The sequence below is a fragment of the Streptomyces sp. NPDC048604 genome, assembly GCF_043199435.1.
GTDB lineage: Bacteria > Actinomycetota > Actinomycetes > Streptomycetales > Streptomycetaceae > Streptomyces.
Map to the genome: position 1 here is coordinate 163,505 of NZ_JBICVX010000006.1, position 24,968 is coordinate 188,472.

20 protein-coding genes are annotated in these 24,968 nt (G+C 74.3%); all 20 read right to left on the reverse strand.

Features of this window, described 5'->3' with window-relative positions; genetic code table 11:
• Positions 1–2: 2 nt before the first annotated feature.
• The 20 genes from ACGFMM_RS14780 to ACGFMM_RS14875 all read right to left on the reverse strand — a co-directional run bounded on the left by ACGFMM_RS14780 (position 3) and on the right by ACGFMM_RS14875 (position 24,919).
• On the reverse strand, positions 3–1,139 hold the full coding sequence (locus tag ACGFMM_RS14780) for a metalloprotease (protein WP_393646561.1): 1,137 nt from the start codon (positions 1,137–1,139) through the stop codon (positions 3–5).
• Complete coding sequence (locus tag ACGFMM_RS14785; RefSeq protein ID WP_393646563.1) at positions 1,136–2,269, reverse strand: lantibiotic dehydratase C-terminal domain-containing protein; 1,134 nt, start codon at positions 2,267–2,269, stop codon at positions 1,136–1,138. Before ACGFMM_RS14785 ends, ACGFMM_RS14780 begins: the two co-directional genes overlap by 4 nt.
• Positions 2,257–5,049, reverse strand: coding sequence for a lantibiotic dehydratase (locus ACGFMM_RS14790; protein WP_393646565.1), 2,793 nt, complete (start codon positions 5,047–5,049; stop codon positions 2,257–2,259). Before ACGFMM_RS14790 ends, ACGFMM_RS14785 begins: the two co-directional genes overlap by 13 nt.
• Positions 5,050–5,068: 19 nt before the next feature.
• Positions 5,069–6,706: a nitroreductase family protein gene (locus tag ACGFMM_RS14795; protein ID WP_393646567.1), complete on the reverse strand. Its 1,638-nt coding sequence runs from the start codon at positions 6,704–6,706 to the stop codon at positions 5,069–5,071.
• 61 nt (positions 6,707–6,767) lie between these two features.
• Positions 6,768–8,720, reverse strand: coding sequence for a TOMM precursor leader peptide-binding protein (locus tag ACGFMM_RS14800; protein ID WP_393646569.1), 1,953 nt, complete (start codon positions 8,718–8,720; stop codon positions 6,768–6,770).
• Entirely contained in the window at positions 8,710–10,935 is a 2,226-nt protein-coding gene (locus ACGFMM_RS14805) for a TOMM precursor leader peptide-binding protein (RefSeq protein WP_393646571.1), read from the reverse strand. The genes ACGFMM_RS14800 and ACGFMM_RS14805 overlap by 11 nt, the downstream gene beginning before the upstream one ends.
• Positions 10,936–11,118: 183 nt before the next feature.
• Complete coding sequence (locus tag ACGFMM_RS14810) at positions 11,119–12,960, reverse strand: BTAD domain-containing putative transcriptional regulator (protein ID WP_393646573.1); 1,842 nt, start codon at positions 12,958–12,960, stop codon at positions 11,119–11,121.
• Between the two features lie 391 nt (positions 12,961–13,351).
• Positions 13,352–13,522, reverse strand: a complete 171-nt coding sequence (locus tag ACGFMM_RS14815; protein ID WP_359584284.1) for a thiazolylpeptide-type bacteriocin — start codon at positions 13,520–13,522, stop codon at positions 13,352–13,354.
• A gap of 149 nt (positions 13,523–13,671) precedes the next feature.
• Positions 13,672–14,553 carry an oxygenase MpaB family protein gene (locus ACGFMM_RS14820; protein ID WP_393646576.1) on the reverse strand — a complete coding sequence of 294 codons (882 nt, stop codon included), beginning with the start codon at positions 14,551–14,553 and terminating at the stop codon, positions 13,672–13,674.
• Between the two features lie 91 nt (positions 14,554–14,644).
• The gene (locus ACGFMM_RS14825; protein WP_393646578.1) at positions 14,645–15,112 is read right to left on the reverse strand and encodes a MarR family winged helix-turn-helix transcriptional regulator; all 468 of its coding nucleotides are present in this window, start codon (positions 15,110–15,112) and stop codon (positions 14,645–14,647) included.
• Positions 15,113–15,395: 283 nt separating this feature from the next.
• On the reverse strand, positions 15,396–16,859 hold the full coding sequence (locus ACGFMM_RS14830) for a cytochrome P450 (RefSeq protein ID WP_393646580.1): 1,464 nt from the start codon (positions 16,857–16,859) through the stop codon (positions 15,396–15,398).
• Positions 16,856–17,476, reverse strand: a complete 621-nt coding sequence (locus ACGFMM_RS14835; RefSeq protein ID WP_393646582.1) for an ATP/GTP-binding protein — start codon at positions 17,474–17,476, stop codon at positions 16,856–16,858. The genes ACGFMM_RS14830 and ACGFMM_RS14835 overlap by 4 nt, the downstream gene beginning before the upstream one ends.
• Positions 17,457–17,813 (reverse strand): DUF742 domain-containing protein, encoded by a 357-nt coding sequence (locus ACGFMM_RS14840; RefSeq protein WP_393646584.1) that lies wholly within the window; start codon positions 17,811–17,813, stop codon positions 17,457–17,459. Before ACGFMM_RS14840 ends, ACGFMM_RS14835 begins: the two co-directional genes overlap by 20 nt.
• On the reverse strand, positions 17,810–18,217 hold the full coding sequence (locus ACGFMM_RS14845; protein WP_393646586.1) for a roadblock/LC7 domain-containing protein: 408 nt from the start codon (positions 18,215–18,217) through the stop codon (positions 17,810–17,812). The genes ACGFMM_RS14840 and ACGFMM_RS14845 overlap by 4 nt, the downstream gene beginning before the upstream one ends.
• Positions 18,218–18,219: 2 nt before the next feature.
• Positions 18,220–19,755 (reverse strand): ATP-binding protein, encoded by a 1,536-nt coding sequence (locus tag ACGFMM_RS14850; RefSeq protein ID WP_393646588.1) that lies wholly within the window; start codon positions 19,753–19,755, stop codon positions 18,220–18,222.
• Between the two features lie 282 nt (positions 19,756–20,037).
• On the reverse strand, positions 20,038–20,673 hold the full coding sequence (locus ACGFMM_RS14855; RefSeq protein ID WP_393646590.1) for a GNAT family N-acetyltransferase: 636 nt from the start codon (positions 20,671–20,673) through the stop codon (positions 20,038–20,040).
• Positions 20,674–20,768: 95 nt separating this feature from the next.
• The gene (locus ACGFMM_RS14860; protein ID WP_393646592.1) at positions 20,769–21,689 is read right to left on the reverse strand and encodes an NAD-dependent epimerase/dehydratase family protein; all 921 of its coding nucleotides are present in this window, start codon (positions 21,687–21,689) and stop codon (positions 20,769–20,771) included.
• A 41-nt stretch (positions 21,690–21,730) separates the two neighbouring features.
• Positions 21,731–22,885: a hypothetical protein gene (locus ACGFMM_RS14865; RefSeq protein ID WP_393646594.1), complete on the reverse strand. Its 1,155-nt coding sequence runs from the start codon at positions 22,883–22,885 to the stop codon at positions 21,731–21,733.
• On the reverse strand, positions 22,882–23,679 hold the full coding sequence (locus tag ACGFMM_RS14870; protein ID WP_393646596.1) for an HAD family hydrolase: 798 nt from the start codon (positions 23,677–23,679) through the stop codon (positions 22,882–22,884). The genes ACGFMM_RS14865 and ACGFMM_RS14870 overlap by 4 nt, the downstream gene beginning before the upstream one ends.
• A complete protein-coding gene (locus ACGFMM_RS14875; protein ID WP_393646598.1) occupies positions 23,672–24,919 on the reverse strand; it encodes an acetyl-CoA carboxylase biotin carboxylase subunit family protein in 1,248 nt (415 codons plus the stop codon). The genes ACGFMM_RS14870 and ACGFMM_RS14875 overlap by 8 nt, the downstream gene beginning before the upstream one ends.
• Positions 24,920–24,968 lie beyond the last annotated feature (49 nt).

The window sequence follows — 24,968 nt, forward strand, 5'->3', positions numbered from 1 at the left end:
CGTCAGCGGAACAGCAGGAGGACGACGGCCGTGCACGTGCCGCCCACGGCGAGCAGCACGAGGCCGGCCGCCGTCACGGCGTACCACGTGTGGATCCGGCGGGCCCGCGGCGGGTACGCGGCCACCGCGTCCCGACCGGTCCGGCGCAGAAGGAGATAAGTCCGGGTCTCCGGGGCGAGGTTGGCGACGCGGAGGGTGTGGCTGAGGATGCGGTACCCGTCCAGCGGCGGCAGCGGCACCAGATTGCTCAGGGCCTGCACGATGCCGACGAACAGCATCCCGGTCAGCAGCGGCCGCACCGGGTCCGCCGGTTCCAGGAGCGCCCACCACAGCGCGAACGGCAGCAGGAGTACGAGGTTGACGTGGGCGCCGGCGGCGGCCACCACCAGTTTCGCCCGGAGTCCGGGCAGGAACAGGTAGTTGTCGACCGTGCAGTACATCATCATCGCCGGGAACCGCCAGCGCAGCCCGATCTCGGTGACCACCCCGCCGTAGTGCCGGGCGGCCACGCCGTGGGCGAGCTCGTGCAGACAGATGCTGAACCACAGGAACACCGCGAACGGGACCAGCACCAGCGGCCGGCCAAGCAGCTCCAGCGTCCCGTCCGCCAACGCCGCCGGATCCGCGAGCACGGCGACCGTCATCGCCAGCACGGCCGCCAGCAGCGGGAGTTGCACCCAGGGGCGCAGCAGCGGCGCGAGCAGCCTGTGCAGCCGGCCGGCCGTCCGGTGCGCGTCGGCGACGGTCCGCCGGCTGCCCTTCCAGAAGGTGCCGGTGCGGGCGGGCGGCGGCTCGGGCGGCGCCGGATCCGGGGAGCCCTCGAGCAGTCCGCGGGCGCCCAGCAGACCGAGCAACCGGGTCCACTGCTCCTCGGGGAGCCGGCGCCGGTACGCGGACGCGTACGCGGCGACCACGTCGTCCAGGTTCCGCGTGCCGTCGAGCAGGCCGATGACGAAGTGCTCCTTCGGCCCGATCTCGAACGTGCCGCCGCCGACGGGGTGTTTGACGAGATGGACGGTGCGCGGGCCGCGCAGTACCGCCGGTCCGATCAGCACGCCCGGGCGCAGGGCGGGCCGGTAGGCGCGCAGGGCCGCGGCGCCATCCGCGGCGCGGCCCCCGGCACGGTCCGCGGCGGTCACGAGGCGTCCTGGGTGCCGGGCGCGGGCTCGCGCAGCACACGGCCCAGGACGAACGACAGGTACGCCTCGTCCCGGATCGTCACATGCAGCCGGTTGTTGGTCATGTGCATGTACGGCGACAGGAGCCGGGGCAGGACCGCCGGCGCGTGCGTGACCGTGACCAGCGGCGCCGCGTCCGGATCCGCCGTGCGCTGCTGACCGGTGTCCTCACGGGCCGGACCGTCCCAGGCCGGGAACGCCAGCTCGCCCCGACCGGTGAGGTCCACGACCCGCTCGCGCAGCTCCAGGCAGTGCTCGGCCCAGCCGCGCAGGAACGCCGGCAGCCGGCCCGGGTCGCCGCTCCCGACCGCCTGCCGCACCTGCGCGAAGCGCGCCCCCAGCGACGGCGCCATCCGCGCGTACGTCTGCTCGTACTCGGTCGAGCCGATGAAACCGGTCCCCGGGAACAACCGGTGCCAGAACGCGTAGTACGAGTCCAGATAGTCCGCGAGCCGCTCCTCCTCCGGCAGGAAGCAGCTCGCCATCACCATCATCAGCTGCGCGGACGTCCCGAGCAGCACGGTCCGCAGATGCAGGTTCATGCTCCGGTACGCCTCCAGGACCAGGTCGCTGGAGTGCCGGAAGTGCCACTCGGCGAGCTCCACCCCGGCCGGGCCGCCGTACTTCGCGTACTCGGGGGCGTACACCTCGTACGCGTACGAGTTGTTCGGCCGCAGGTTCATCCGGCCGTCCGCGCCCATGTACGCGGCCCGGTCCTCGCCCGGGAACTCGATGTCGAACAGGGCGTTGTAGAAGTCCTTGAGGAAACCGGAGTCGACCTCGTACAGCGCCGGGCGGCGCTTCAGGAAGCCGCCGATCGCCTCCTCGGCGCGCCGGCGCACCTCCGCCTCGGCGTCCGGACGGCTCGGCCGCAGCCGGAGCCGCACATGCGGGCCCTCCAGCCAGTAGTTGATGAAGAAGTACCCCGAGACCAGGCCCTCCTCGGAGAGCCGGTCGACGAGCGGGCGCACGCAGTCGACGAGCAGCGGCTGCGGATTGGCGGCGTAGAAGACGTGCAGCGCCAGCCAGGGCGGGGCGTCCGCGCCCTCCGGAGCCGCCCGGAAGGCGGCGGGCTCGGTCAGTTCGGGCATGACGGGACGACCTCCGGGCGGGACGCGGGGACGGGACGGGTGGTGAAGGTCTCGACGGCGAGCTCGGCGACATGCCGGCCGAGCGGCGAGGCGACGTGCAGGGCGTCCTCGGCGGGGAGCATCTCCTGGAACGCGACCCGCGTGCCGGGCTTCCGCTCCACCAGGGCGTCGAGCGCGGACAGCGACAGCGGGCTGTCGAAGTCGACGTACACCGGCTTCGCGCCGACCGGGCCCCGGCCCGGGTGGGAGACCGTGGCGAAGCAGCGGTCCGGCAGCCCGTGCGCCCGCCGCCAGCGCTGCCAGGCCAGGTAGTACGCCTCCTCGCCCGCGGCCGGGTCGCGCGTCGGCAGGACGTCCGCGCGGGCGGTCCAGGCACGCCGGGCGACCACCACGTTCCCGTGCCGGACCCGTGGCCTGCGGGTCACCCCGTCCTCGGCCGCGCCCTCCGGAACGCCCGCCCACACGTCGAACGGGGCCATGGTGCTGGGGGAGAGCAGGAGCAGGGTGCGCGGGATGGCGGGCAGCGCGATCGGCACCAGATAGCCGAGGTAGACCGGCACCACCTCGCGGCCGAGCCGGCGCGAGCGCAGCACCAGACGGCCGGCCCGCTCGTCGTGCTCGACATACAGGTCGTCCAGGTGGATCCGGGCCTCCTCGGGCACGGTGGTGGTCTCGCCCGGGCAGACGATGTGGTGGTCGGTGAGCCGTCCGTGCAGGTTCAGATTGCTGCTCACCGGCCCGCCGGTGACCTCCGCGAACACCGCGCCCTCCGGGCGGCGCAGCGCCAGCTCCGCCCGCAGCGCCTCGGACAGGCCGCCGGCACCAAGGCCGTCGGGGCCGCCGCCGTCGTACAGGTGGGTGAACCGGCTGAAGGGGAAGGCCAGTCCGCCGTACGACTTGTTCAGCACGACCAGCTCTTCTCCGGTTTCGGGCCGGGAGAGCTGCAGATGGTGGCTCTGCGGGACGAAGCGCGGGGTGAGCGGCACGAGTTCGGCGGCGGTGCCGGACAGCAGCTCCTCCGGCAGTTCGAACTCCTCGGCCTCCGCGGTCCCGTGCACTTCCCACAGTGCCCGCATCCCGTCGTGGAAGCGCCGGCGGGCCGCGTCGAGCACCTTCATCTCGCCCTGCCCGAGCCAGTTCTCCTCGGGCACGTACGCGCCCTGCTCGTCGAAGGGCGCGCGGGTGGCGGTGAAGGACACGTACTGGTCGAAGAAGTCCTCGTGGAAGTCGTGGACGAGGCCCAGCAGGTCGTCGCAGCGGCCGCCGCGGCCGTACCGGGCGAGGAAGAAACCCAGGAGCGTGATGCGCTGGGGAAGCGTCAGGTCGAACAGCGGCAGCACGCCCTCGACGGCCCGCAGCGCCCGCCCGGTCTCCCCGGAAAGCACGCCGGGCCCGCAGACCAGCGCGTCGCCGGAGCTGACGTCCTCGTACACCAGGGTCTGCGGCAGCGACGGCTCCGCGGCCCCCAGTTCGCGCTGCGCGTCCCCGAGCCGGGCGCGCAGGGTGGCCAGGAGCGTGCGCCGCTCGGCGACATCGGCCCGCGGGTAGCGGGCGAGGCAGTCGGCGGGGCCGTCCAGGAGGCCGGCGAGCCGGTCCGCCCAGGGCGCGCCGAGGGAACGCAGGGCGTCCTGGTAGGCGCGCAGCGGGTCGTGGCTGTGCACGTCCGTGCGCAGCACCGGCACCTGCACCATGCCGACGTTGAGCAGCGCCGACGCGTACCGCTCGCAGTCCTCCCGCTCCGTGCGGTGCTCCGTCGCCAGCCAGTCGACGAGGTCCCGGTATCGCACCGCCCCGTCCCGGCCGCCGAGCCACTCCAGGAGCCGGTCCAGGACGCCGCTGCTGCGCAGGAAGAACAGCCGGTCGCGGACCGCGTCGAAGGTGACGGCCGCGCTGTCGTCGCCCGCGGTGGTGACATGCCGGACGTACCGGATGCGGTCGGCGTCGCGCTCCCAGCCGGGGGAGAGGACCACCGGCAGGTCCTGGCGACGGGCGGGGTCGGCGCCGATCAGCTCGGTCAGCCGGGTCAGCGCCACGACGTTCAGCCGGACGTGGCTCATCCCGTCCTCGCCGATGTCCAGGGCGGCCCCGTCGTCCGCGCCACCGGTGAAAGAGGCGAGGCCGATGGAGGTGAAGGTGCTGAAGGGGCTCGTCTTGCACGCCGTGCGGTACAGGTAGGTGAGCGCGGCGCGCTCGATCTTGCGGAGCCGGTTGCCGGTGCGCGCGCTGCTGTCGCGCAGATAGCCGTCGAGCCGGCCGTCCAGGGTCGGCGAGGCCAGCAGCAGTCCGCGGCGCAGCCGCTCGTCGGCCAGCACCCGGCGCAACGCGGCTCGGCTCTCCCCGAGTTCGGCGGCGACCTGCTGCGCCCCCTCGGCCCGCAGCCGGGCGAGCCCGGCGTGGTCCCGCAGCCAGGCGGCGGTCCGCTCGCCGGTCTCCGTGTCCAGCTCCGTCACCAGGCGGACGGCGGCCGTGGGGTCCGCGGGCGGCCGGCCGTTGAACACCCGCCGCCGCAGGTCCAGCAGGCCGCGGCGCACCGCCGCGTCGCCGGGACGCTCGTCCGGCCCGGTGGTCGCCTTCACCAGGGCGTGCAGGAGGTCGCTGAGGGCGGCCCCGGCGGTCGCCAGGCGTTCCTCCTGCTCCAGCACGGCGTCCGCCCAGCGCCGGGCGCCCGGGCAGCGCAGCCCGTGCACCGTCTCGATCGGCAGGCCGGCCGCACGGAGCACGAAGCGCCGGCCGGGCTCCCAGGGGGCTTCGGAGCCCGCGGCGGGCTCTGTCTGTGTCATGGGGGATCCTCCGGGCCCGTCAGGCCAGCTCGTGGCGGAAGTCGGCGGGCGCGGGCCGTTCGTGGCCGAGCGCCATGATGAGCAGGGGCGCCTCGTCGCCGTCCGCGAGCCCGAGCCGCTCGACGTACGAGACGTTGTCGAAGCCCAGCGCCACGCCCGCGCCCAGGTCCAGGGCGGCGGCCGCCAGGTAGAAGCTCTGCGCGACGGCCCCGGCGGTGCCGACGGCGAGCCGGTAGCCGCGCTCGCCGACCGCGTCCAGGACGGCGGTGGTGCGCACGGTCGGCACCAGGACCGCCCCGGCCTGCTCCAGGTTGTAGTTGGCGAGGAAGTAGTTCGCCTGCAGGAAGGCGCCCTGCGGACCGGCCGCGGCCAGGCGCAGGTCGCCCCGGTCGGGGTCGTACGCGTACGCGCCCGGCTCGACGCCCTCCACATGGCCGGCGAACACGTACAGCCGGGCGAGCCGCAGCTCCCCGGAGGGATCGCTGTCGCCGGCCAGCCGGGTCCCGGCGCAGGCCGCGAGCACCGCGGACAGCTCCCCGGCGGTCACCCGGCGGCGGGCGTCGAACCGGCCGAAACTGGACCGGCGTTCGCGCAGGGCCCGGCGCACGCCCGTGCCGGGCAGGACCGGCGCGGGCAGCGCCGTGCGGGCGCCCCCGCCGTCGTCCGGGAGCGCGGCCGCGGCGGCCAGCGCCCCGGGCGCGGGACGGGCGGTCGCGCCGTCCAGGGTCGCCTCGTGCATGCGCTCCAGCGCCGTGAAGTCCAGCAGGGTGCGGGAGCGTTCGACGTCCCGGTGCCGCAGGACCGCGGGCCGGTGGCGCGGGTCGGTGCGCCGTGCGGCATGGTCCGGGCGTGACGGCCCGTCCGGGCGCGGCGGCCCGTCCCACTCCAGCGGAACGACGGCGAACACCGCCTCCTCCTCGCCCGGCACGCCGAGGAGTTCTCCGAGGCCGGGCTCGTCGAACCAGAGCGCGGGGGCGAGCCGCAGCCCCCGGGCCGCCGCCCAGACCCGCCAGGTCTGCACGAGGGTGCCGAGGTCGGTGGAGACCACGTGGAAGGAGAAGCTGTTGTACTTGAACGAGTTCTGCCAGTACTTGACCCCGAGGATCAGGTACTGGTCGGTCTTCAAGGCCTGCGCGGGGGCGTCCGGGCCGAGCGCGGCCCGCACCCGGTCGGTGACGTCGCCCGCGAGCAGCCGCTGCACGGCGTGCCGGTGGACGTCGTAGTAGTGCAGCCCCGGCAGCAGCGGGCCGGAGGGGCCGGACGCCCAGTGGATGCTCACCGGGTAGAGTCCGCCGCCGCCCGCGGTGCCGCGCGACCAGTTGGCGTGGGTGTAGAACGGCAGCCCGGGCAGGTCGGTGTTGGCCTGGACGCCGAGGCGGCGGCCGGTCAGCCCGTACGAGTCCTTGAGCATGGCCGAGAGCAGCGGCAGGGTGAACCCCTCGGAGCCGTCCGGGACTTCGGCCGTCCCCGGGAGCAGGCCCGGGGCGATGGGGACGTCGGGGAGGTCCTCCGTCTCCGGCAGCGCGAACGCCTCCGCATGCGGGTAGTACTTGCCCTTGCGCGGGCCGTCGGCCCAGTTCACGACATGGTCGGTGGGTTCCATCGGGACGCGGCCGCGGTGCAGGACGGCGTGCGCGTACTCATGGGCGTACCCCATGGGATCCCCCTCTCCTCGGTGCTCGGCGCGCTCGCGCCGGTGCGGACGGACGGACGGCCGGTCACGGGAACGGGTGCGGGCCGGGGTTCAGGTCGGCCTCGGTCAGGTCGGCCGGCCGCAGGCCCGCCTCGCGCAGCGCGGTGCGCATCCGGGGCAGGCGCCGGGCGCGCTGCCGCGTCCAGCCGAAGTCGAGCGGCAGCAGCCCCGGAACCAGCACCTTCACCGTGTGCAGGCCCAGCGCCCGCTGCTCGGGCGCGGTCTGGTCGACGACGACCACGTCGAAGCCGGCGGACGTCACCGCGTCCACGGCGGCCAGCAGGTCGTCGCGCACGTCGGCGCCGGAGCCGTCGGCCCGCGACCAGCGCAGCCCGGCCACGCTCACGGGGGCCGGCGGCGCGGCCGGCCGGAGCAGGAAGTCGGCGTAGCGGCCCATCTCCGGCACCGCGTAGACCAGCGGATGGTCGTGGAGGCTGGTGATCCGCTCGTGGTCCGCCGCCATGGCGCGGTACGCGGCCTCGTCGCGTTCGAAGCGGTGCAGGAGCTGGACCGAGTCCGTGGCGATCTCGCACAGCGCCGCGGCCAGGGCCGCCTCCGGGTCCAGGGACGCGCCCGCGCCGAAGCACATCCGGGCCGGGCCGCCGTCGAAGCGCTCGGCGACCGCAGTGACCACGGGCACCGGGAAGGTGATCCGGGTGTCGAAGAACCGGGCGCGGTAGCCGTACATGGCCATGCGCTCGACCATGACCCGGGTGAGCGGGTCGGCACTGGTCGCCGGGTCGATCTCGGGGAGCGGCTGCATGCCGTGCCAGGCCAGCAGGAAGGCGTCCCGTTCCAGGACCTCCATCAGACCGCCGAGCACGGCCTCTTCCAGACTCCCGCCGGAGGCACAGCCGTTGGAGCTCTCCTGCACGAACCGGTGCTCGATCCCCGGCTTGTGGTAGTACGCCAGCACCTCTGGTACGGCGCGCGGCGCCGCGTCCCGCAGCGACCAGCCCCACACCCACGGGACGGCGCGGTCCGGGGCGAACGGCGGCACCCATGGGTTGGCCCGGTGGAACGCGTCCGTGTACAGCCCGGTCTCGCGCGGGTCGACGGCGGTCGGCCCGAGTTCGTCGAGGGTGGCGGTCAGGGTGACCGAGCGGCCCCGGGCCCGCATCCCCGCGAAGCGCTCCAGGCCCTCCAGGACGCCGACCAGGGTGCTCGCCCGGTACGTGTCGGTGTGGCCGCCCCAGAACGTCTCGCGCAGATAGTCCCCGGACCGGCTGGAGAAGCAGCCGACGGTGGCCGAGGTGGTGGGCGAGGTGACGTCGCACACCACCGACGGACCGACCGCGCCCCAGTGCGGGTTGGCGAAGGCGTCCACGGGCAGGCCGTACGCCTCCACCGGTCGGACCCTGCTGACGCCCGGCGTGTGCTTCGGCGCGGGGCGCAGCACGAGCGCGGCCGCCTGCGCGGTCAGCGGCTCGGCGGCGCCGCAGCCCGGGCAGTCCGGCTCGGGCGCCAGCGGATGGTGACGTACCGTCAGTTCGGCCAGGTCCACCAGCCACACGTCCGGGAACGGCGCGCGCTCGCCCCGGCGCTCCTCGGCCAGCCGTGCCACGAGCGCGGCGACGGCCTGCGCGGCGAAGGGGACCCGGTACGGCCACGGCCCCGCCTCCCGCGTGCCGCCGCACAGTTCGAGGCCCTCCCGCAGGGCGACGGAGCGCACGCCCTGCCAGCGGCGGCGCAGACAGTGCGCGCAGCCGGGCCGCTCGCCGTCGGCGGGCCAGGGCCCGACCATGACGTGGCGGCCGTACAGATGCACCGGCAGCGCCGCGCGCGCCGCGCCGTCGACGGATGCGCCCGCGTCGGCGGCGAAGGCGTCCCGTACGCCGAGGGCGTGCACCGCGAGCTCGGGCGACGCCGGGCCCAATTCCGCGAGGGCGGCCCGGAGTTCGTCGGCGAAGCGGCGGCAGTCCTCCTGCCGCGGCGCCGCCGCCCGCTCCGGCGCGGGCGGGGCGACGTCAACAGTCATCGTCGGCCGCCCTGGTGAGCAGGACGCGCACGGTGTGGATCCCGGCGGCGGGCAGGTCGGCGGCGTGCGTCGGCACGACGAACGCGTCCCGCCCGGCGGCGGACAGCCGCTCCAGCACGTCCGTCCAGGTCGTGGCGGTGGGCGCGGCGGTGTCGTCCGCCGTGATCGGGACCAGCAGCGGGTCGAGGTCGGCGAGTAGCGGGTCGCCGGTGTCGGGCGCTCCCGGCGCGCCCTCGGCGGCGAGCTGCACGGCGCCCAGCAGGTCGCGCAGGGCGTCGGTGGCCGCGGCCGTACGGTCCAGGGCGGCGCCGACCGCCCACGGGGCGGGCGCGTCCGCCGCCCCGGCCCGGGCGAGCACCACGGACACGCCCGTGCGCTCCTCCTCGCCGAGGTCGAGCAGTTCGACGTCCAGGCCCAGATGCCCGGCCGAACGCAGCAGGAACGCCGCCTCCGGCGCGTCGTCGAACCCGGCCGGCGGCAGGACCGCCGTGCGTCCGGCCCCGCGCACCGCGCGCCGCAGCGCGTCATGGGCGAGCGCGGACAGCAGCCCGCCCGCCGCCGCCTCCGGCAGACCGCCGCCCGCGCCGGCCCCGGCCCGCGACGGCTCGAACCGGCGGTCCTGGTTGTCCGGCCCGAAGGGCCGTACCGCACCGGCCGGCAGCAGCGCCGGCTCCTTCGTCAGCAGCGAGGTGCCGCGCACCCAGGCGGCCACCGCGTCGCCGCCGGCGCCGGTGGCCGTGGTCAGCGAGCCGGGCGCCACCGTGCGCACGCCGTCCGCCTCCGGTACGGGCGTGGCCGGCACGACGTGCTCGGCGTACACCTCGGCGGCCGCGTTCAGGGCCCGCAGCCGGGCGCCCGCCGTGTGCCGGACGTCGAAGGCGGCGATCGTCCGCACGCCGACCGCGCCCAGGCCCAGTTCGACCGCGCCGACCTTCAGCGGGGTCTGCGTGACCGGCTCGTCCGCGTACCGGGTGAACACCCCGACGGACGGCCGCACCGCGAGCGCGCGGCGGTCGAGCTCGGCGAGCGGCCCCTCCGTCGCGTCGTCGTCCGGGGCGGCCGCGACCACCGGCTCGAAGGCCGGCCGCTCGGGCGCCTCGGTCAGGTCGACGGGCTCGGGCGGACCGGTCCTGGGCGCGCAGAGCGGGCAGCGCGGATGCGGCAGCAGTCGCTCCGCCAGGACGTCGAAGGACGCCATGTCCTGCAGCAGCACCCGGCCCCGGGTCTCGGCCGGCAGCGCCTCGGTGACCAGCCGGAACACCTCGTACCCGAGCAGGTTGCCCAGCATCGCGGCCAGCGGCCCGCGCGGCGCGGCCCCGCCGGGAGCACTCCCGAGGGCGAGCCCGCTCCACAGCTCGGCGGCCATCGCCGGGTCCCCCGTCGCGCCGAGCCGCAGCGCCGTGCATGCGGCACAGCCGGCGGTGTCCGGCGCGCCGACCGGGCCGACCACCGCCCGGCCGCCGAAGGTCCACGCGGGCAGCAGCAGCCGGCCCTCCGGCACTCCTTGGCGCAGCAGGGCGATCGTGGTGCGAAAGGCGTCGCGCCCGCCGGCCGCCACGACCACGTCGTACTCCTCGAACGCCGCCCAGTCGGCCGTCGTGCCGGGCCCTGCGGCCTGCAGCACGGCCACCTCGGCCGGGCTGCCCTGCGCGGTGAGCTCGGCCGCCTCGGCGCGGAGCGCGGCGAAGTCCGCGGCGGTGGCCGGGCCTTCGGCCAGGGAGGGCTCCACGGCGACGGCGGAGCAGCCGTTGCGGATCAGGGAGAGCGCGCACCAGCGGGCGACCGGTCCGTCGCCGAGCACGGCGACCCGGGTGCCGCGGTACGCGGCGAACCTGCGCTCCGCGGCGTCGGCGTAGTGGTCGAGGTACGCGAGCTGCTGCCCGAAGCGGGCGGCGACCGCCGGATCCAACGCCGCGTCAGACTCCGCCGGGTCCGGCACGGGCCGGGCGAAGCCCCGTGCGTACAGGGCCTTCACCAGACTGCCCACCATCGCCTTCTGCGGGTCCTTGAACCCCGCGCAGATCTCGGCGACGGTCCTGCTGCCGTCCAGGTGCGGCACCAGGAGGGTGGCGAACCGGTAGGCGGACGGCGAGCCGACCTGGAAGCCGCCGTCGGCGTTGTGGAAGATCACGCCCTTGGGCGTCTCGGTGAACAGCACGTCGCGGCGCACCCTGGGCCGGGTGCCGGCGGTCTCCTCGTACGGCGTCGGGGGCATGCGGGGGTCGCACCTCCGGGTCGGGGCCTGTCGCGGCCGCTCGGAACGGTCTGGATCGGGACGGTCTGCTCGGGACGTGCTGGATCGGGACGTGCTGGATCTGGACGTGATGCATCGGGACGTACGGAGCCGAGGCGGGGGCGGTGCGTGTAGGACGTGGGCGGGCCGGCGGCGCGGGCGGGCTCAGGTCGCGCCGGAGGGCAGCGCGCGCCGGGCCGTGCCGACGACGGCCGGCGGGACGCCGGCGGTCCGGCCGGTCCTGTGCCGCGCATGGGCGCGGAACAGCGTGTTCATGCGCAGGGTCCCGGGCCGGTCCTCCTCCAGAAGGCCCTGGTCGAGCAGCAGCTCGAGCAGTTCCTCGGCGTCGGTCTCGGAGACGGCCAGCACACCGGCCGCGGCCGGCGCGGTGATCTGTCCGTCCAGCCGGGCCAGGCGCAGATGCGCGTCGGCCAGTGGGGCGGGCAGCCGGCGCAGCGCGCCGTCGAGGGCGAGCGGTACGGACATCCGGGGGTCGTCCGGCAGCGCGAGCCGCGCGGGCAGGTCCCGCCGCAGCCAGTCGGCGCAGTCCGCCAGCCGGGTCCTGGGCCGGGTCAGCAGCCGGGCCCCGACGATGCGCAGGGCGAGCGGCAGATGCCCGCACAGCTCCGCGAGGGTGCGGGCGGCCGCGGTCTCGGCCGCCACCCGTTCCTGCCCGAGCACGGCGGTGAGGAGCGCCCCGGACTCCTGCGGAGTGAGGGGCCCGAGCTGCACCACCGCCGGACCGTGCGTGGCGACCAGGGCGGCCAGCGCCATGCGGCTGGTGACGACGACGGCGGCGCGGCCGGTGACGTCGAGGAGGGCGCGCACCTGGTCGGGGTGCACGACGTCGTCGAGGATCACCAGGGACGTGCCGGGGGCGGCGCCGGAGGGGAGCAGGGCGCGGAGTTCGGCGGCCGCCTCGTCGGACGGCCGCGGCGTGCCGTCGGGACGGCTGAGGGCCAGCAGGACGCCCCCGGCGGGGTACCGGTCGGTCAGCAGGTGCGCGGCGTGGAGGGCCAGCGCGGTCTTGCCGGTGCCGGGACCGCCGGAGATCACGGCGAGCCGGGGCACGGGGAGGGTGGGGAGGGCGGCGGGGCCTTCGCCGCCGAGGTGGCTCAGCAGTTCGGCGGTCTCGCGGGTGCGGCCGGTGAAGCCGGGCACATGGGGTAATCGGGCGACGGGAGCGGTGCGGGTCGGCCGCGCGGCGGGGACGCCGGGCGCGGGGGCGGGCAGCGGCGTCGCGGTCACCGTCTCCGGCACGGCGGCGGGGCCCGTGGGCTCGTCGCCGCGCAGGATGGCGAGTTCCAGCCGCTGGAGTTCGGCGCCCGGGTCGACGCCGAGTTCGTCGCGCAGATGCGCTCTGAGTCTTCGGTACTCCGCCAGCGCCTCGTTCTGCCGGCCCACCCGGTACAGCGCCCGCATCAACTGCGCGGCGAGGCCCTCGTGATGGGGATGCGCCCGGGTGGCGTCCCAGAGATCCACCAGGACCTCGCGGAACCGGCCCTGGGCCAGCTGGATCTCGCAGACGCGCTCCAGGACGCGCAGCCGCTCCTCCACCAGCCGGGGCACCTCGTCGCGGTGCAGCAGTTCGGAGGGGACGTTGGTCAGCAGCGGCCCGCGCCACAGCCCGAGCGCCGTGCGCAGCAGGGGGAGTTCGGCCTCCCCGGCGCCGTCCGCCTCGGCGGTCAGCCGGCGGAAGTGCAGCAGGTCCAGGGTCCGGTCGTCGGCCGGGACGAGATATCCGCCGGCGACCGCGACGACGGCCTGCTCCTCGATGTCGTACTTGGCGAACAGACGGCGCAGCCGCAGGACGCAGCTCTGCAGCGCCGCCTTCGCCGTCGCGGGCTGCTCCTCGCCCCAGACGGCCTGCCGGAGGCGGGCGGTCGTGACCACCTCGCCGGGCCGGACGAGGAGCGCGGCCAGTAACGAGGTCGGCTTGGCCGGCGGAAGGACGACCACGTCGCTCCCGTCGGTGATGCTGAGCGGGCCGAGCAACTGGAAACGCACAGGGATCCCCCGTTGACGTCGAGCACCTGTGGGACCGGCGAGCCGCGCGTGGGTGGGGCGGAGCGCATGTGAAGGCGTCTTCACACAAGATTCGGTCATGTGGCAGGTGTGAGTGTCTACTGGCGTAGAACACCGGTCAAGAGGGACTTCGAACTCACCCGAAAGGGTGGTTTGGTTGCTGATGGTTCGCCAGATAGGACCCGCTTCCGCAGCGTCACTGGTCACGGTGCTGTCGGCGTCCCGTGGCGTATTTCCGTTCCCTGGAGGCGAGTTGGCGGTGGCGCGTCGTTCCCCCGACGTTGGGAGGCTTTTCATGCGGAACGCCCGGCCGGCGCGCGTCCCCGGAGGGGACACGGACGCCGGGCCGGGCGCGGTCGCGCCTGCCGTGAGGTCAGGCGGAGCAGGAGGTGGTGCTGCAGGTGGAGCTGGAGGTCGAGGTGGAGCTGGTGCTCGTGCAGCCGGCCAGCACGACCTCGCTGGCGTCCGAGTAGTCGGAGATCTCGAAGGTCTCGGCCTCGAGCTCGAGGATCTCGTCCGCGAGGGTGCTCAGGTCGTTGTTCATGATGCCTCCCGATGAGTCAGGCCGGGTCGCCGCGAAGGGCGGCCCGTGGGCGCCGGTACGCGGACCATTCCAGCGCCCCCCGCTCACCGCTCGGCCCGCCTCCCGCTGCCGTCCCGCTGGCACATCGCGCCAGCGCCCCGCCGGCGCCGCTACGCGGCCGGGCCGGGCAGGGGTACTGGCGGGATCGCCCAGCGGACGGCCGCGGTGATCGCGTGCCCGCCCGGCCGGGCCAGCGGCAGCAGCAGCCGGGTGGGGCGCGGCGGTCCGACCAGGACCCGGACCCACGGCGGCAGCAGCTCGACCGCCGCGGCGGCCAGGAAGGCGTAGGGGACGCGGGCCGGGGCCGGCAGCGGCGGATCCGAGATGAGGAACCGGGCCGTCGCCCGCGACTCCGGGGTGGCGCGCAGCTCGGGACGGTACGCGGTGATCGCCGCGGTCAGCTCGGCGCGGGTCATCGGCGGCCGCGGCACGCCCAGGCGCCGTGCCACCTCGGCCATGTCGGCCACGTACCCGTCCTGCCCGGCCGCGTCGAGCGGGCGCCGCCCGTACCGCAGGTGCGCGCGCAGGAAGCACTCGGTCTCGACGCTGTGCACCCAGCCGAGCAGATGCGGATCGGAGGCGCGGTACGGCACGCCGTCGGACGTCGTCCCGCTGATGCCCGCGTGCACCCGCCGCACCCGCTCCACCGCGTGGGTCGCGTCGTCGGCGGTGCCGAAGGTCGTCACCGCGAGGAAGGTGCTGGTGCGCTGGAGCCGGCCCCAGGGGTCGCCCTGGAACCCGGAGTGGCCGGCGACCGCGGCCATCGCGAGCGGATGCAGCGACTGGAGCAGCAGGGCGGCGAGCCCGCCCACGTACATCGACGCGTCGGCGTGCACCGCCCGCACGGGCCGCTCGGGCCCGAACCAGCGGGGGCCGGGCGCACCGTGGATGCGGGCCCGCTTCTGGTGGGCCGAGGGACCCGCGACATGCAGCAGCAGCACGTCGCCCGCCCGCTCGCGCAGCTCGCCCGGAGACCGCAGTGACCAGCTCACGTCCCCAGTATGGCGTCGCGATCCCGCCCCGTGGAGTGCGCGGGCGGGCCGGATTCGCCGCGCGGGCGGGAGGGGGGTGTCGCCAGTGGCTCTAGTGGCTGAGGGCCGGTGCCTTCACCGCTTCGACCGCCTCGACCAGCGAGGCCAGCTCCGGGTGCTTCGCGGCTTCGTCGAGCGCCTCCCGGAGGGCGGCGTCGTTGGTGGGCCGCGCCTCTTCCAGGAGCTTGAGGCCGCCCTCGGAGACGTCGGTGTAGATGCCGCGCCGGTCGGTCGGGCACAGGTACCGGGCCAGCAGACCGCGGTCCTCCAGGCGGCTGACGAGCCGGGTGGTGGCGCTCTGGCTGAGTACGACCGCGTCCGCGACCTGCTTCATCTGGAGGTGGCCGCCCTCGCCGTCGTGCTGGCGGCTGAGCACGTCGAGGAGTGAGTACTCCCGCACGCTCAGGCCGTGCCGGGTCTGCAGGGCGCGCTCGACATGCGTCTCGATCTTGCTGTGCAGCAGGGAAAGGGCGCCCCAGCCGTTCGCCAGGGCGGTGAGCGCAGGGTCGGTGGCGGTCATGGGGTCCGGGGCTCCTTCCGATGCGACTGGAACCCAGGATACGCCATCGAGGAAAATAACAGCTGGAGCCGATATAAGGCTCACGCAAGTAAATGTCCCGGCCTCTCCGGGTCGGGTATTCGCGCACCCGGCCTCGTCCCCGACGAGGAGACCGAACTGGAGACCCGGCTCCGCGGAGCCGGCAGCTTCCTGGCCGGCCTGCATGACTGGTGCACCGGGGCACCCCGCTACGCGTCCTCGTGAGAGGCCGCCCGGGCAGCGGGGCGCCCCCGGCCGTCAGGCCCTAACGCCTCCTCAGGAGACGCCCGAGCCGCGTCCACAGGGACCGGCGGGGCGCGGGCACGCGCGCGGGCTCGGGCGCGTTCTGCGGCCATGGCGCCACCGGACGCTCCGGCGGCAGCCCGCCGGTCGGCGGCGGCGGGGCCGGCAGCGGCGCCGCGACCTCCGGGACCCTGGGGGAACGCGCCGCGAACTTCACCGGCAGCGTCGTCAGATGTCGGGTCCAGGTGGAGGAGCGCCAGCTCAGTTCCTGTTCGGGCACCGCCAGGGCGAGGTCGGGAAGCCGGGTGAGCAGGATGTCGATGCCGGTGTCGGCGATGACACGGCCGATGTCCTGGCCGGGGCACTCGTGGCTGCCCGCGCTGAAGGACAGGTGCGCACGACTGTGATGCACCGGAGCCGAGGGGTCCGGGCGGATCGCCTGGTCGACGTTCCCGGCGGCCACGCCGAGCAGGAGCATGTCGCCCGCCTTGATCCGCTGCCCGCCCAAGGTGGTGTCCCCGTTGGCCCAACGCCCCGGGCACACCAACAGCGGCGGCTCGTCCCACAGGACCTGCTCGACCGCCTCCGGCAGGGTCATCTGGCCGCCGGTCAGCGAGCCGCGGAACCGTTCGTCGGTGACCACCATGCGCAGTACGTTCGACATGAGGTTGGCGGTCGTCTCGTAGCCCGCGAGCAGGATGAGACGCAGGTGGTGCTTGACCTCCTCGTCGGTGAGGCCGGCCGGATGGGCAAGCAGCGCGGACGCGATGTCCTGCCCCGGCCGGGCCCGCTTGGTGACGACGAGCCGTTCGAGGCTCTCGAGCACGTACGCGTTGCTGGCGAGCGAGGTCTCGGTGGCCTTGAACAGGTCACGCGCGGCGTGCACCAGCTTCGGGCCGTCCTCCTCCGACATCCCCAGCAGATGCGTGAGCGTGAGCATCGGCAGGTGCTCGGTGAACTGCTCCACCAGCTCTGCCCGGCCGCTCTGGCAGAACGAGTCCACCAACTGGTGGGCGAAGCGCGTGATGTGACGGCGGATGCCGCGGTGGTCGAACTGGTTGAGGCCGGCGGTGACCGCGCCGCGCAGCCGCTGGTGCTCCTCGCCGTCCGCGGATACGCAGTCGGGATTCCAGCCGATCAGCGGCATCAGTGGGGAGGTCTCCGGGTCGATCTCGCCGCTCCGCCAGCCGTGCCAGACGCGGGAGTCGCGGGAGAACTGCGTGGAGCGGGTGGCCACATCGCGGTTCTCGAGGTACCCGAGGACCAGCCAGGCGCGTACGTCGCCGTCGAGCAGCACCGGGGCCACCGGGCCGTGCTCGGCGCGCAGCTTCTCGTACAGGCCCATGGGGTCCGTGGCCGCGGCGTCGCCGTAGAGCCGGGTCGTGCCGTCGGGACCGGTCGGCACGTGGACCGGGCAGCCCGGCGGCGGGGCCGCCGCGGCGCTGTCGGCGGCGGGTCGGGAGTGCTGCGGGGGTGGGACGGTCATGCGGTCTCCTGGGCGGCGAGGGTGCACAGGTAGACCATCAGCGAGAGCAGGGTGTCACGGCAGGACGCACGGTCGCGTGCGTCGCAGGTGACGAGGGGCACGGTATCGCTGAGGGCCAGGGCACTGCGCAGTTCTTCTACGGCGTACTGCGGGGCTTCCGGGAAGGCGTTGACGGCCACGACGAAGGGGACGCGGCGGTCCTCGAGGCGGGTGATGACCTCGAAGCTGACTTCGATGCGGCGGGTGTCGACGAGGACCACGGCGCCGAGCGCACCTTCGAAGATCCCGTTCCACAGGAACCAGAAGCGCTCCTGGCCCGGGGTCCCGAACAGGTAGAGGATCAGCTCCCGGTTGATGCTGATCCGGCCGAAGTCCATCGCCACGGTCGTGGTGTTCTTGCCTTCGGCGCCGGGATTGTGGTCGATCCCGACGCCGGCCTGCGTCATGGTCTCCTCGGTGGTCAGCGGCGGGATCTCGCTCACCGAGCCGACCATCGTCGTCTTGCCGACCCCGAAGCCGCCGACGATGACGACCTTGACGCCCCTGGCACCGTGCGGCAGCAGCATGTCGGTGTCTCGGGGGCCGGCCGTCGGCGCCTCAGAGCTTGCGTAGTCCATGGATCACCGCCTCCAGAAGGCTGCGTTCGGGGTATGCCGCGATGGGCACGGGTGCGATGGCCTCGACCCGCTCGTCCTCGACGAGCTGGGACAGCAGCACCGTGACGACGCTGAACGGAAGGCTCAGGTACGCCGACACCTCGGCCACCGACAGGGGGTAGCGGCACATGGTGAGGATGGCGGCCTGCTCGGGCTGCATCGAGGGTTCGGGCTCGGACCGCGTCGCGATCAGCGTCACGAGGTTGAAGGTCTTCACCGAGGGGCCCGAGCCACCGGTGATGACATAGAGCGGAACGGGAGTTCCCTCGTCCCAGGGGTTCGGGATCTCTGATGTCACATCGCCTGCCCGACGTCATCCCGGGGCGGGCTGGTCATGTGCTGGCCGATCCGGACCACCAGGGTCCGCATGCGGTCGCCGAGCAGCCCGGCGTCCACCTCCTCGTCGGCGAGCACCGCGAGGTAGGCGCCGGGACCGGCCGCCATCAGGGAGAAGTACCCGCCGTCGGCCTCGATGCCGACCATCCGCGTCGAACCGTCCCCGTGCGGGAACATCTGGGCGATGGCCCTCGCGAGGCTCTGGATGCCGGAACAGGCGGCCGCGATCGCGTCGGCGGTGTCGGAGGCCGTGTTCGCCTGCCCGATGCACAGGCCGTCCGACGACAGGACGACCACGTGTCGTACGTACGGCACGCCGCCCACGAGCTCCTTGAGCATCCAGTCGATGTTCGGCAGTGGCTGCATGTTTACTCGACCTCATCTGACGGCTCGGTGGGGGGAGTTGAAGGTCTGGCGACCTGCTTCTTCTCGCCGTTGAACGCCTCCCACATCAGCCCCGGCTGGCGGGTCGTGCCGGAGGTTCCCCGGGAGGCGCCCGGAGTGGCGGGGGGCGTCGGCGCCGCCCGGACGACGGGCGTCGGGACGGGGGACTCCCGGCGCCGCTGGGGGAGCCCGTTGCCGGTCCGACCGCGTGCGTCGGCGCCGATCGGGCCGGCGCCGATCGGGCCGGCGCCGATCGCACCGGAGTCGGACGCGCCGGAACTCCTCCCGGCCTCGTGCGCGAACGCGGGCGCCGGGATCGACGCGGGCGCGATGCGGGTCGGACCGCCCACCCGCCTGCGGGCGGGCTCCGGGACCGCTCGTACGACGGGCTGCGACACCGTGGTGATCAGGCCCCGCGGCACGAGCACGACCGCCCGTACGCCGCCGTAGGCGGAGGTGCGCAGTTCGACCTCGCAGCCGTGCTCGCGGGCCAGCCGGCTCACGACGGGCAGCCCGAGCTGGGTCACCTCGCCCAGACCGGCGAGGATGGCGCCCGACGAGGCCTGGGCCATGACGCGTTCGACGCGCTGGCGGACCTCCTCGGTGAGACCGACGCCGCGGTCCTCGATCTCGATCGTGATGCCGGACGGCACCTCGCTCGCGGTCACCTCCACCGGGGTGTGCGGCGGCGAGAACGTCGTGGCGTTGTCGAGCAGTTCGGCCAGCAGGTGGATCAGCGGTTCGGCACCGGGGCCGACCACCGCCACCTCGGTCACGGACTGGAGCTTCACGCGCGGGTAGTCCACGATGCGCGACATGGCGCCGCGCAGGATGTCGTACAGCGGGATCGCCTTCTGCCACTGGCGTCCCGGCCGGGCGTCGCCCAGGACCGCGATGCTCGCGGCGAGGCGGCCGATCAGGGCGTTGCGGTGGTCGATGTCCTGCAGACCGCGGGAGACCACGATGTCGGTGCCGTGGACGATCTGCATGGTGCGCAGGTCCTTGGCGAGCTGGTGCACGATCGCCTGGACGCGGCGCGCGACCGCGACGAGCGCCCGCTGGGAGGAGTCCCGGGTGTTCTCCTCGGCCTCGACGGCCTCCAGGAGGGTCTGCAGCGAGCCGTGGAGCGCCTCGGTGAACTGGCCGTCGAGATGCTTGCCGAAGGTGACCGAGCGGAGGATCTCCGAGGCGGGGTCGCCCTTGTGCAGCCGGGCGACGGCGGCGGGGAGGAGTTCTTCGGAGAACCACACGGTGGTGGCCCGCTGATCGGCCAGCGCTCCCATCAGCGCGGCCTCGCGCTGAGCGTGGTACGCCTGCGCCTCGGCCCGGGCCCGGGCGTACCGGTCCGCGTCGGCCGAGCGCAGCGTTCGCGCCGTCACGGACGAGGTGACGACCGTCAGGACGACCGCGGCGAGGCAGTACCAGGCGATCTGTGGCCGTATCTGCGCGGGGATGAAGAGCAACCCTATGGCGAGGGCGACGGCCAGGGCTCCTGGGGGGATGAGCCAGACCGGAGCCACTGCGCGCGGCCGGGCTCTGGAAGTCGAACCTGCACGAACCATCAAGGGGTCCCTAAACAGTCTGGAATGAGCGGACTGAGGTGCTGCGTCGCGCCGACAGGAACAAGCTCTTCGCAGTCAGGCGCCAGTCCGCGCCCCTTACTCACCGTGAGCGCGCCGCAACACACCGGGGAGCATAGTCAGTTCAGGTTTGGTGTGTGCCGTTGCTGAAAGGGAGGCTCCGTTCAGTCAATTAGCCTCAAACAAGCGACAGAACTCCGAGCAGAAAATGTCATCGGGTGATCAGATTTCGACTCGACCGGGCTGTGCCATGCGCCGGGCCGTCTCGGGGTCCAGCACGCCCAGCTGGAACGTGAAGTCGCAGTCCAGCTCCCGGCGCTTGCGGCGGATCTCGCGCAGCCGGTACAGGCTCCACCGCCACTGCACCTTGTACACGACCTTCAGGAAGAACCGTCGCCGGAGCCCCTGGGCGCAGTACGCGGCCTCGTCCTCGTACACCTCGAAGCCGTAGTCGTCGGCCAGGACGGCGATGGGGCCGGGCGTGAAGAACATCAACTGCCGCTTGCCGGAGTCGGCGAGGGCGTCCAGGGCGGCGCGCATCAGCCCGCGCCCGTGCCCCTGGCCCTGGTACTCGCTCAGGATGTACATGACGGCGACCTCGCACCAGTTCCCGAGCAGATGGTGGACGAGGAGCGCGCCGACCAGCTCACCGGTGTCGGTGCGCACCAGGGCGAACGTGTCGCGCCCGCCCGACCATTCGGCCGCGCTGTAACCGGTGATCTTCGGCGAGTCCCGGATCTGGGCGACGACGACCCGGGCCTCGTCGCGGGTGAGCGGCCGGCGCTGCACCTCGGTCGGGACCCGGGTCTCACGGGAGGCGTCGGGGCCGGTGACGTAGGCGGTGCGGTCGGTGGGCACGGTGAATCTCCTCAAGAGTGCGCGAAGTGCGATGTGCGAAACGCGAAGGCGTTGTGAGACGAGCGAGGTGAGATGAGTGAGGGTGGGGGCGCGGGTCAGCGGGCGGCCGGCGGGCGCAGCGCCGCCCACGTGTCCTCGACCGTCTCCGCGACCGGCCGGCAGCGCAGGCCCGTCGCCAGCGCGCGGGTCACGTCGGCGCGGTGGACGGCGTCGTGGAGCTCGCCGCCGGGCGGGCACCAGATCGGGAGGTCCTCCCAGCCCGAGACCCCGGCCTCGGCCAGCGCCTCCGGGCCGACCCACACGAGACGCGCCGGCGCGCCGGTCGCGGCGACGCAGGCGTCGAGCAGCGCGCCGATCGTCGTGTGCCCGGGCGGGCCTACCATGTTGTACGGGCCGCTCAGCCCCGTCACCAGGGCGTCCAGGATCCATGCGGCCATGTCCCGCACGTCCACGTACTGCAGCGGGGTGTCCCGGGGGCCGGGCGCCAGGAGCGGGCCGCCGCGCGCGACGCGCTCCAGCCACCACGGCAGCCGGCCCACGTTCTCGCGCGGTCCCAGCAGGAGGCCCGCGCGCACCAGCAGGGACCGCCCCGCGCCGAACTCCCGTACCACGGCCAGTTCGGCGCCCCGCTTGTCGGCCGCGTAGTCCGTGGCCTCCGCGTCCGGATCCCCGTCCACCAGCGGCCCGTCCTCGTCCAGGCCGGCCGGGACCGGCCAGGTGTACACGGAGCGGCTGGACACGAAGGCGTACCGTCCCGCCCGCCCCGACAGCAGCCGCGCGGAGTCCCGGACGATCCGGGGCGCCGCCTTCCAGGTGTCCACCACGGCGTCCCACTCGCCCTCCGCGAGCGCCGCCAGTCCGCCCGGCGCCGTACGGTCGCCGCGCAGCACCGTCACCCCCTCGGGTGCCGGGTGCTCGCCCCGGTGGAACACCGTCACGTCCCAGCCCCGGTCCCGCGCCGCCTCCGCGACCGCGCGGCCCGCGAAGTCGGTGCCGCCGAGCACCAGCAGCCTCATGCCGCGCCCCTTCTCCCCGTCGCCGCCGCGCCCCGCCGCGGTCACGCGGCCGCGCCGGCCGTCGACCGGTACGCGGCGAACCGCTCGGCGAGTTCCAGCGCCCGGTCCTCCGCCTCCGAGAGCTTCATCTCCGTGCAGGCGTAGCCGAGTTCCTCCGTCATGACCGCCATCGACGACGGTTCGAAGACCACCGTGCCGTCCTCCCGGATCTCGCCGATGCCGTCCTGCACCTGCCCGGACCGGACGATCGCGTCGGCCCGCTCCGGGGACATCCCGTCGGGCAGCACGATCTCGAAGGTGCCGTCCGCGCGGAGCGCGACCGGGTGGCCGCCCACGGCGCCGCCCGCGCCGGGCGCGTGGATCAGGGCCGCCCGCCCGTCGGCCAGCGGCTCCAGGACGCTCAGCGCCGACGCCGCCGTCATCGCCTGTCCGGGCAGTCCGCCGGTGCGCCGGTACCGATCCGGCAGCCGCTTCAGCAGCGCCGGCACGTCCAGCTGCGCGGTGACGTCCCGTTCGGCCACCCGGACGCCCAGGCCCAGCTCCGCGGGACCGCTGTCGCCGTGCCGGGACAGGCGGTGCGAGACGTAGTGGTGGGCGACGAGCCGCACCTCCACCGCGTCGGCCGCGAGGCCGAGTTCGTCCGCGACGGCTGCGGTGATGCCGGGCACGTTGTTGGCGACGTTGCCGATCCCGAGGTCGGGGGAGAGACCGATCGCGGAGAGCGCCGGATGCACGGCGTCCGGGTAGGCGGCGTTCACCACCACCGGGTCCACCCCGGACAGCCGGACCGCCTCCATCGCCTTCATCGCCGGCACCAGGTGCATCGGCAGCCAGGGCCCGTAGTCCGCGGCGTACAGCCGCTCGAACGCGGACCGCTCCAGCGTCGATATCACCCACCACGACTGGTAACTCGCCGCCAGGAACAGCACGTCGGGCCGGAACGCGGCGATCTGCTCGGCGGTGCGCGCCACGTCCCGCAGATCGGTCAGGGCGTGATCGACCCGGGGCGTGTACCCGCGCTGGATGGCGCAGAACCGCGTCAGGTTCGCGGCCCGCAGCACCGCCTCCTCGTCCCGGCCGACCAGCCGCAGCTCCCGCGGCCGCTCGCTGTGCGCCAGCTCGTGGAAGACCCGGCGGCCGATGTCGCCGGCGCCCAGGATCATGACCTTGCGTGCCTCGTGGGCGGGGTTGTTCATCGGGTCCTTCCCGTCGGAGTCGCGGCGGTGGGGGCGAGGGCAGGGGCGATGTCGGGTGTGAGGGCAGGGGCGTCTGCGGGGGTGGAGGACGCGGCGGACCGCCGGGCGATCACCGCGGCCACCAGGCCCGGGAGTTCCGCCATGGAGCGGAACACCTCCGCGCCCTCCAGGTGCGCGCCGACCGCCGGGTCGGGCGTGTACTGCAGGACCCGCATCCCGGCGTCGAGCCCGGCGGCCACGCCGACCGGACTGTCCTCGATCACCAGACAGTCCACGACGGCGGCCCCGGACCGCTCGGCCGCCGCCAGGAACAGCTTCGGGTCGGGCTTCCACGCCGCCACCTCGTACGCGGAGTACAGCCGCCCCCCGAATTGATGCAGCAGCCCCGCCTTGGCCAGCCGGCGCTCGATCAGCTCCAGCGGACTGTTGGACGCCACGCACATGCCGGACACGCCCGGCAGGACGCCCAGCCGGTCCAGCGCGTCCGCCACGCCCGCGAGCGGTTCCAGGCGGTCGCCGATCAGCTCCTCGCACCTGGCCCGCGCGATCGGCATGGCGTCCGGCGGCGGTGGGGTGCCGGCCAGCTCCTCCAGCAGGTCCAGGCACTCCTGCATCTTCTTGCCGGAGAACAGTTCGTCCCGCCGCTCCTTGCCGAGCGTCACGCCCATCAGCTCGCCCACGTGGGCGAGTCCGCCGTTCTCGGCGTCCTGGGTGTCGACTAGGACGCCGTCCAGGTCGAACACGAGAAACGTTCCGGCCGGCACCGCCGGCCCGGCGGGCTCATGCCTACGCATACGTGATCCACTCGACGCTCTCGACGGCCGCCACGGCCTCGGCCAGCTCCTCGTGCGAGGCGACGGAACCGACGACCGCCGCCGTGTTGCCGCGCGCCCCGATCCGCCAGTCCACGCAGGCCCCCGGCTCGGTGAGCACCGTGACGCCGTCCACGTACGGCAGGCGGCGCAGCGCGGACACGTTGCGGATCTCCTTCACCCGGCGCGCGCCGGCGGGCGGCACGATCAGGTAGTGGAAGGCGATCGGCCCGTCCCGCTTCACGTCCGGGGTCTCGTAGGGCAGACCGAGGGCCGCCGCCACCGCCACGTACGCCGGGTCGGAGGTGCCGGAGCGGACGGCCAGGTCGTCCACCCACGCGCCGAGCCGGCCGTTGACCTCGATGACCCGCGGTCCTTCGGCCGTCAGCTTGATCTCGACGTCGGCCACGCCGTGGACGTTCAGCGCGCGCACCGCCCGGCAGGCCAGGTCCCGCACGGACAGCTCGTCCTCCTCGGACACCACCGACCATCCGCCGTAGCCGCCCCGCTCGCGGAACGGCTCGGCCAGCGCGAACTTGCTCGTGACGAACACCGGGCGGACGTCGTCGCCGACGGCCACGCAGTCCACCGCGATGTAGTCGCCCCACGGGGCCGGCGTGGGACGCCCCTCAAGTAACTCCTCGATCATCACGGCCGTCTCCACGGGCCCTTCGCCGGAGGCGTCGAACACCTCGGCCACGGCCGCCCGGCACTCCTCGGCCGTCGTCACCGCGCGGGTGTTGCGGCTGGACGCGCCGACGACCGGCTTGATGATGGCCGGCAGCCCGACGTGCGCGAGCGCCTCGTCCACCTGGTCCGGCGCGGTGACGGTACGGAAGCGGACGGCGTCCAGGCCGGCCTCGGCGAACCGTTCCCGCTGGAGGTCCTTGTGCGTGAGGGCGGGCACGTCCGTGGGGGAGTGGTACGGGAGCCCCAGTGCGGCGGCCAGCCGGGCGGTGCGGGCGATCTGGAACTCGCTGAAGGTGACGATCCCCGTCGGAGCGTGCGCCTTCAGCGCCACCACCGTCTCGTCCTCGGTCAGGTCCGCCGTGTCGACGACGGCGCCGAGGGTCTCCAGGGTCGGGATCATCTCCCGGGCGTGCGCGGTGCCGGCCACGGCGAACACCAGGGCGCAGCCCGCGCGCCGGGCGGCCTCGGCCAGCCGGGTCGGCGCGAGGCTGCCCGTGTCGTACACGGTCAGCAGCACCGGTCGGTCAGTCATGGGTTCCACCTCTGTATGGGGGGAGAGCGGGGAAGGGCGGTGCGGTACG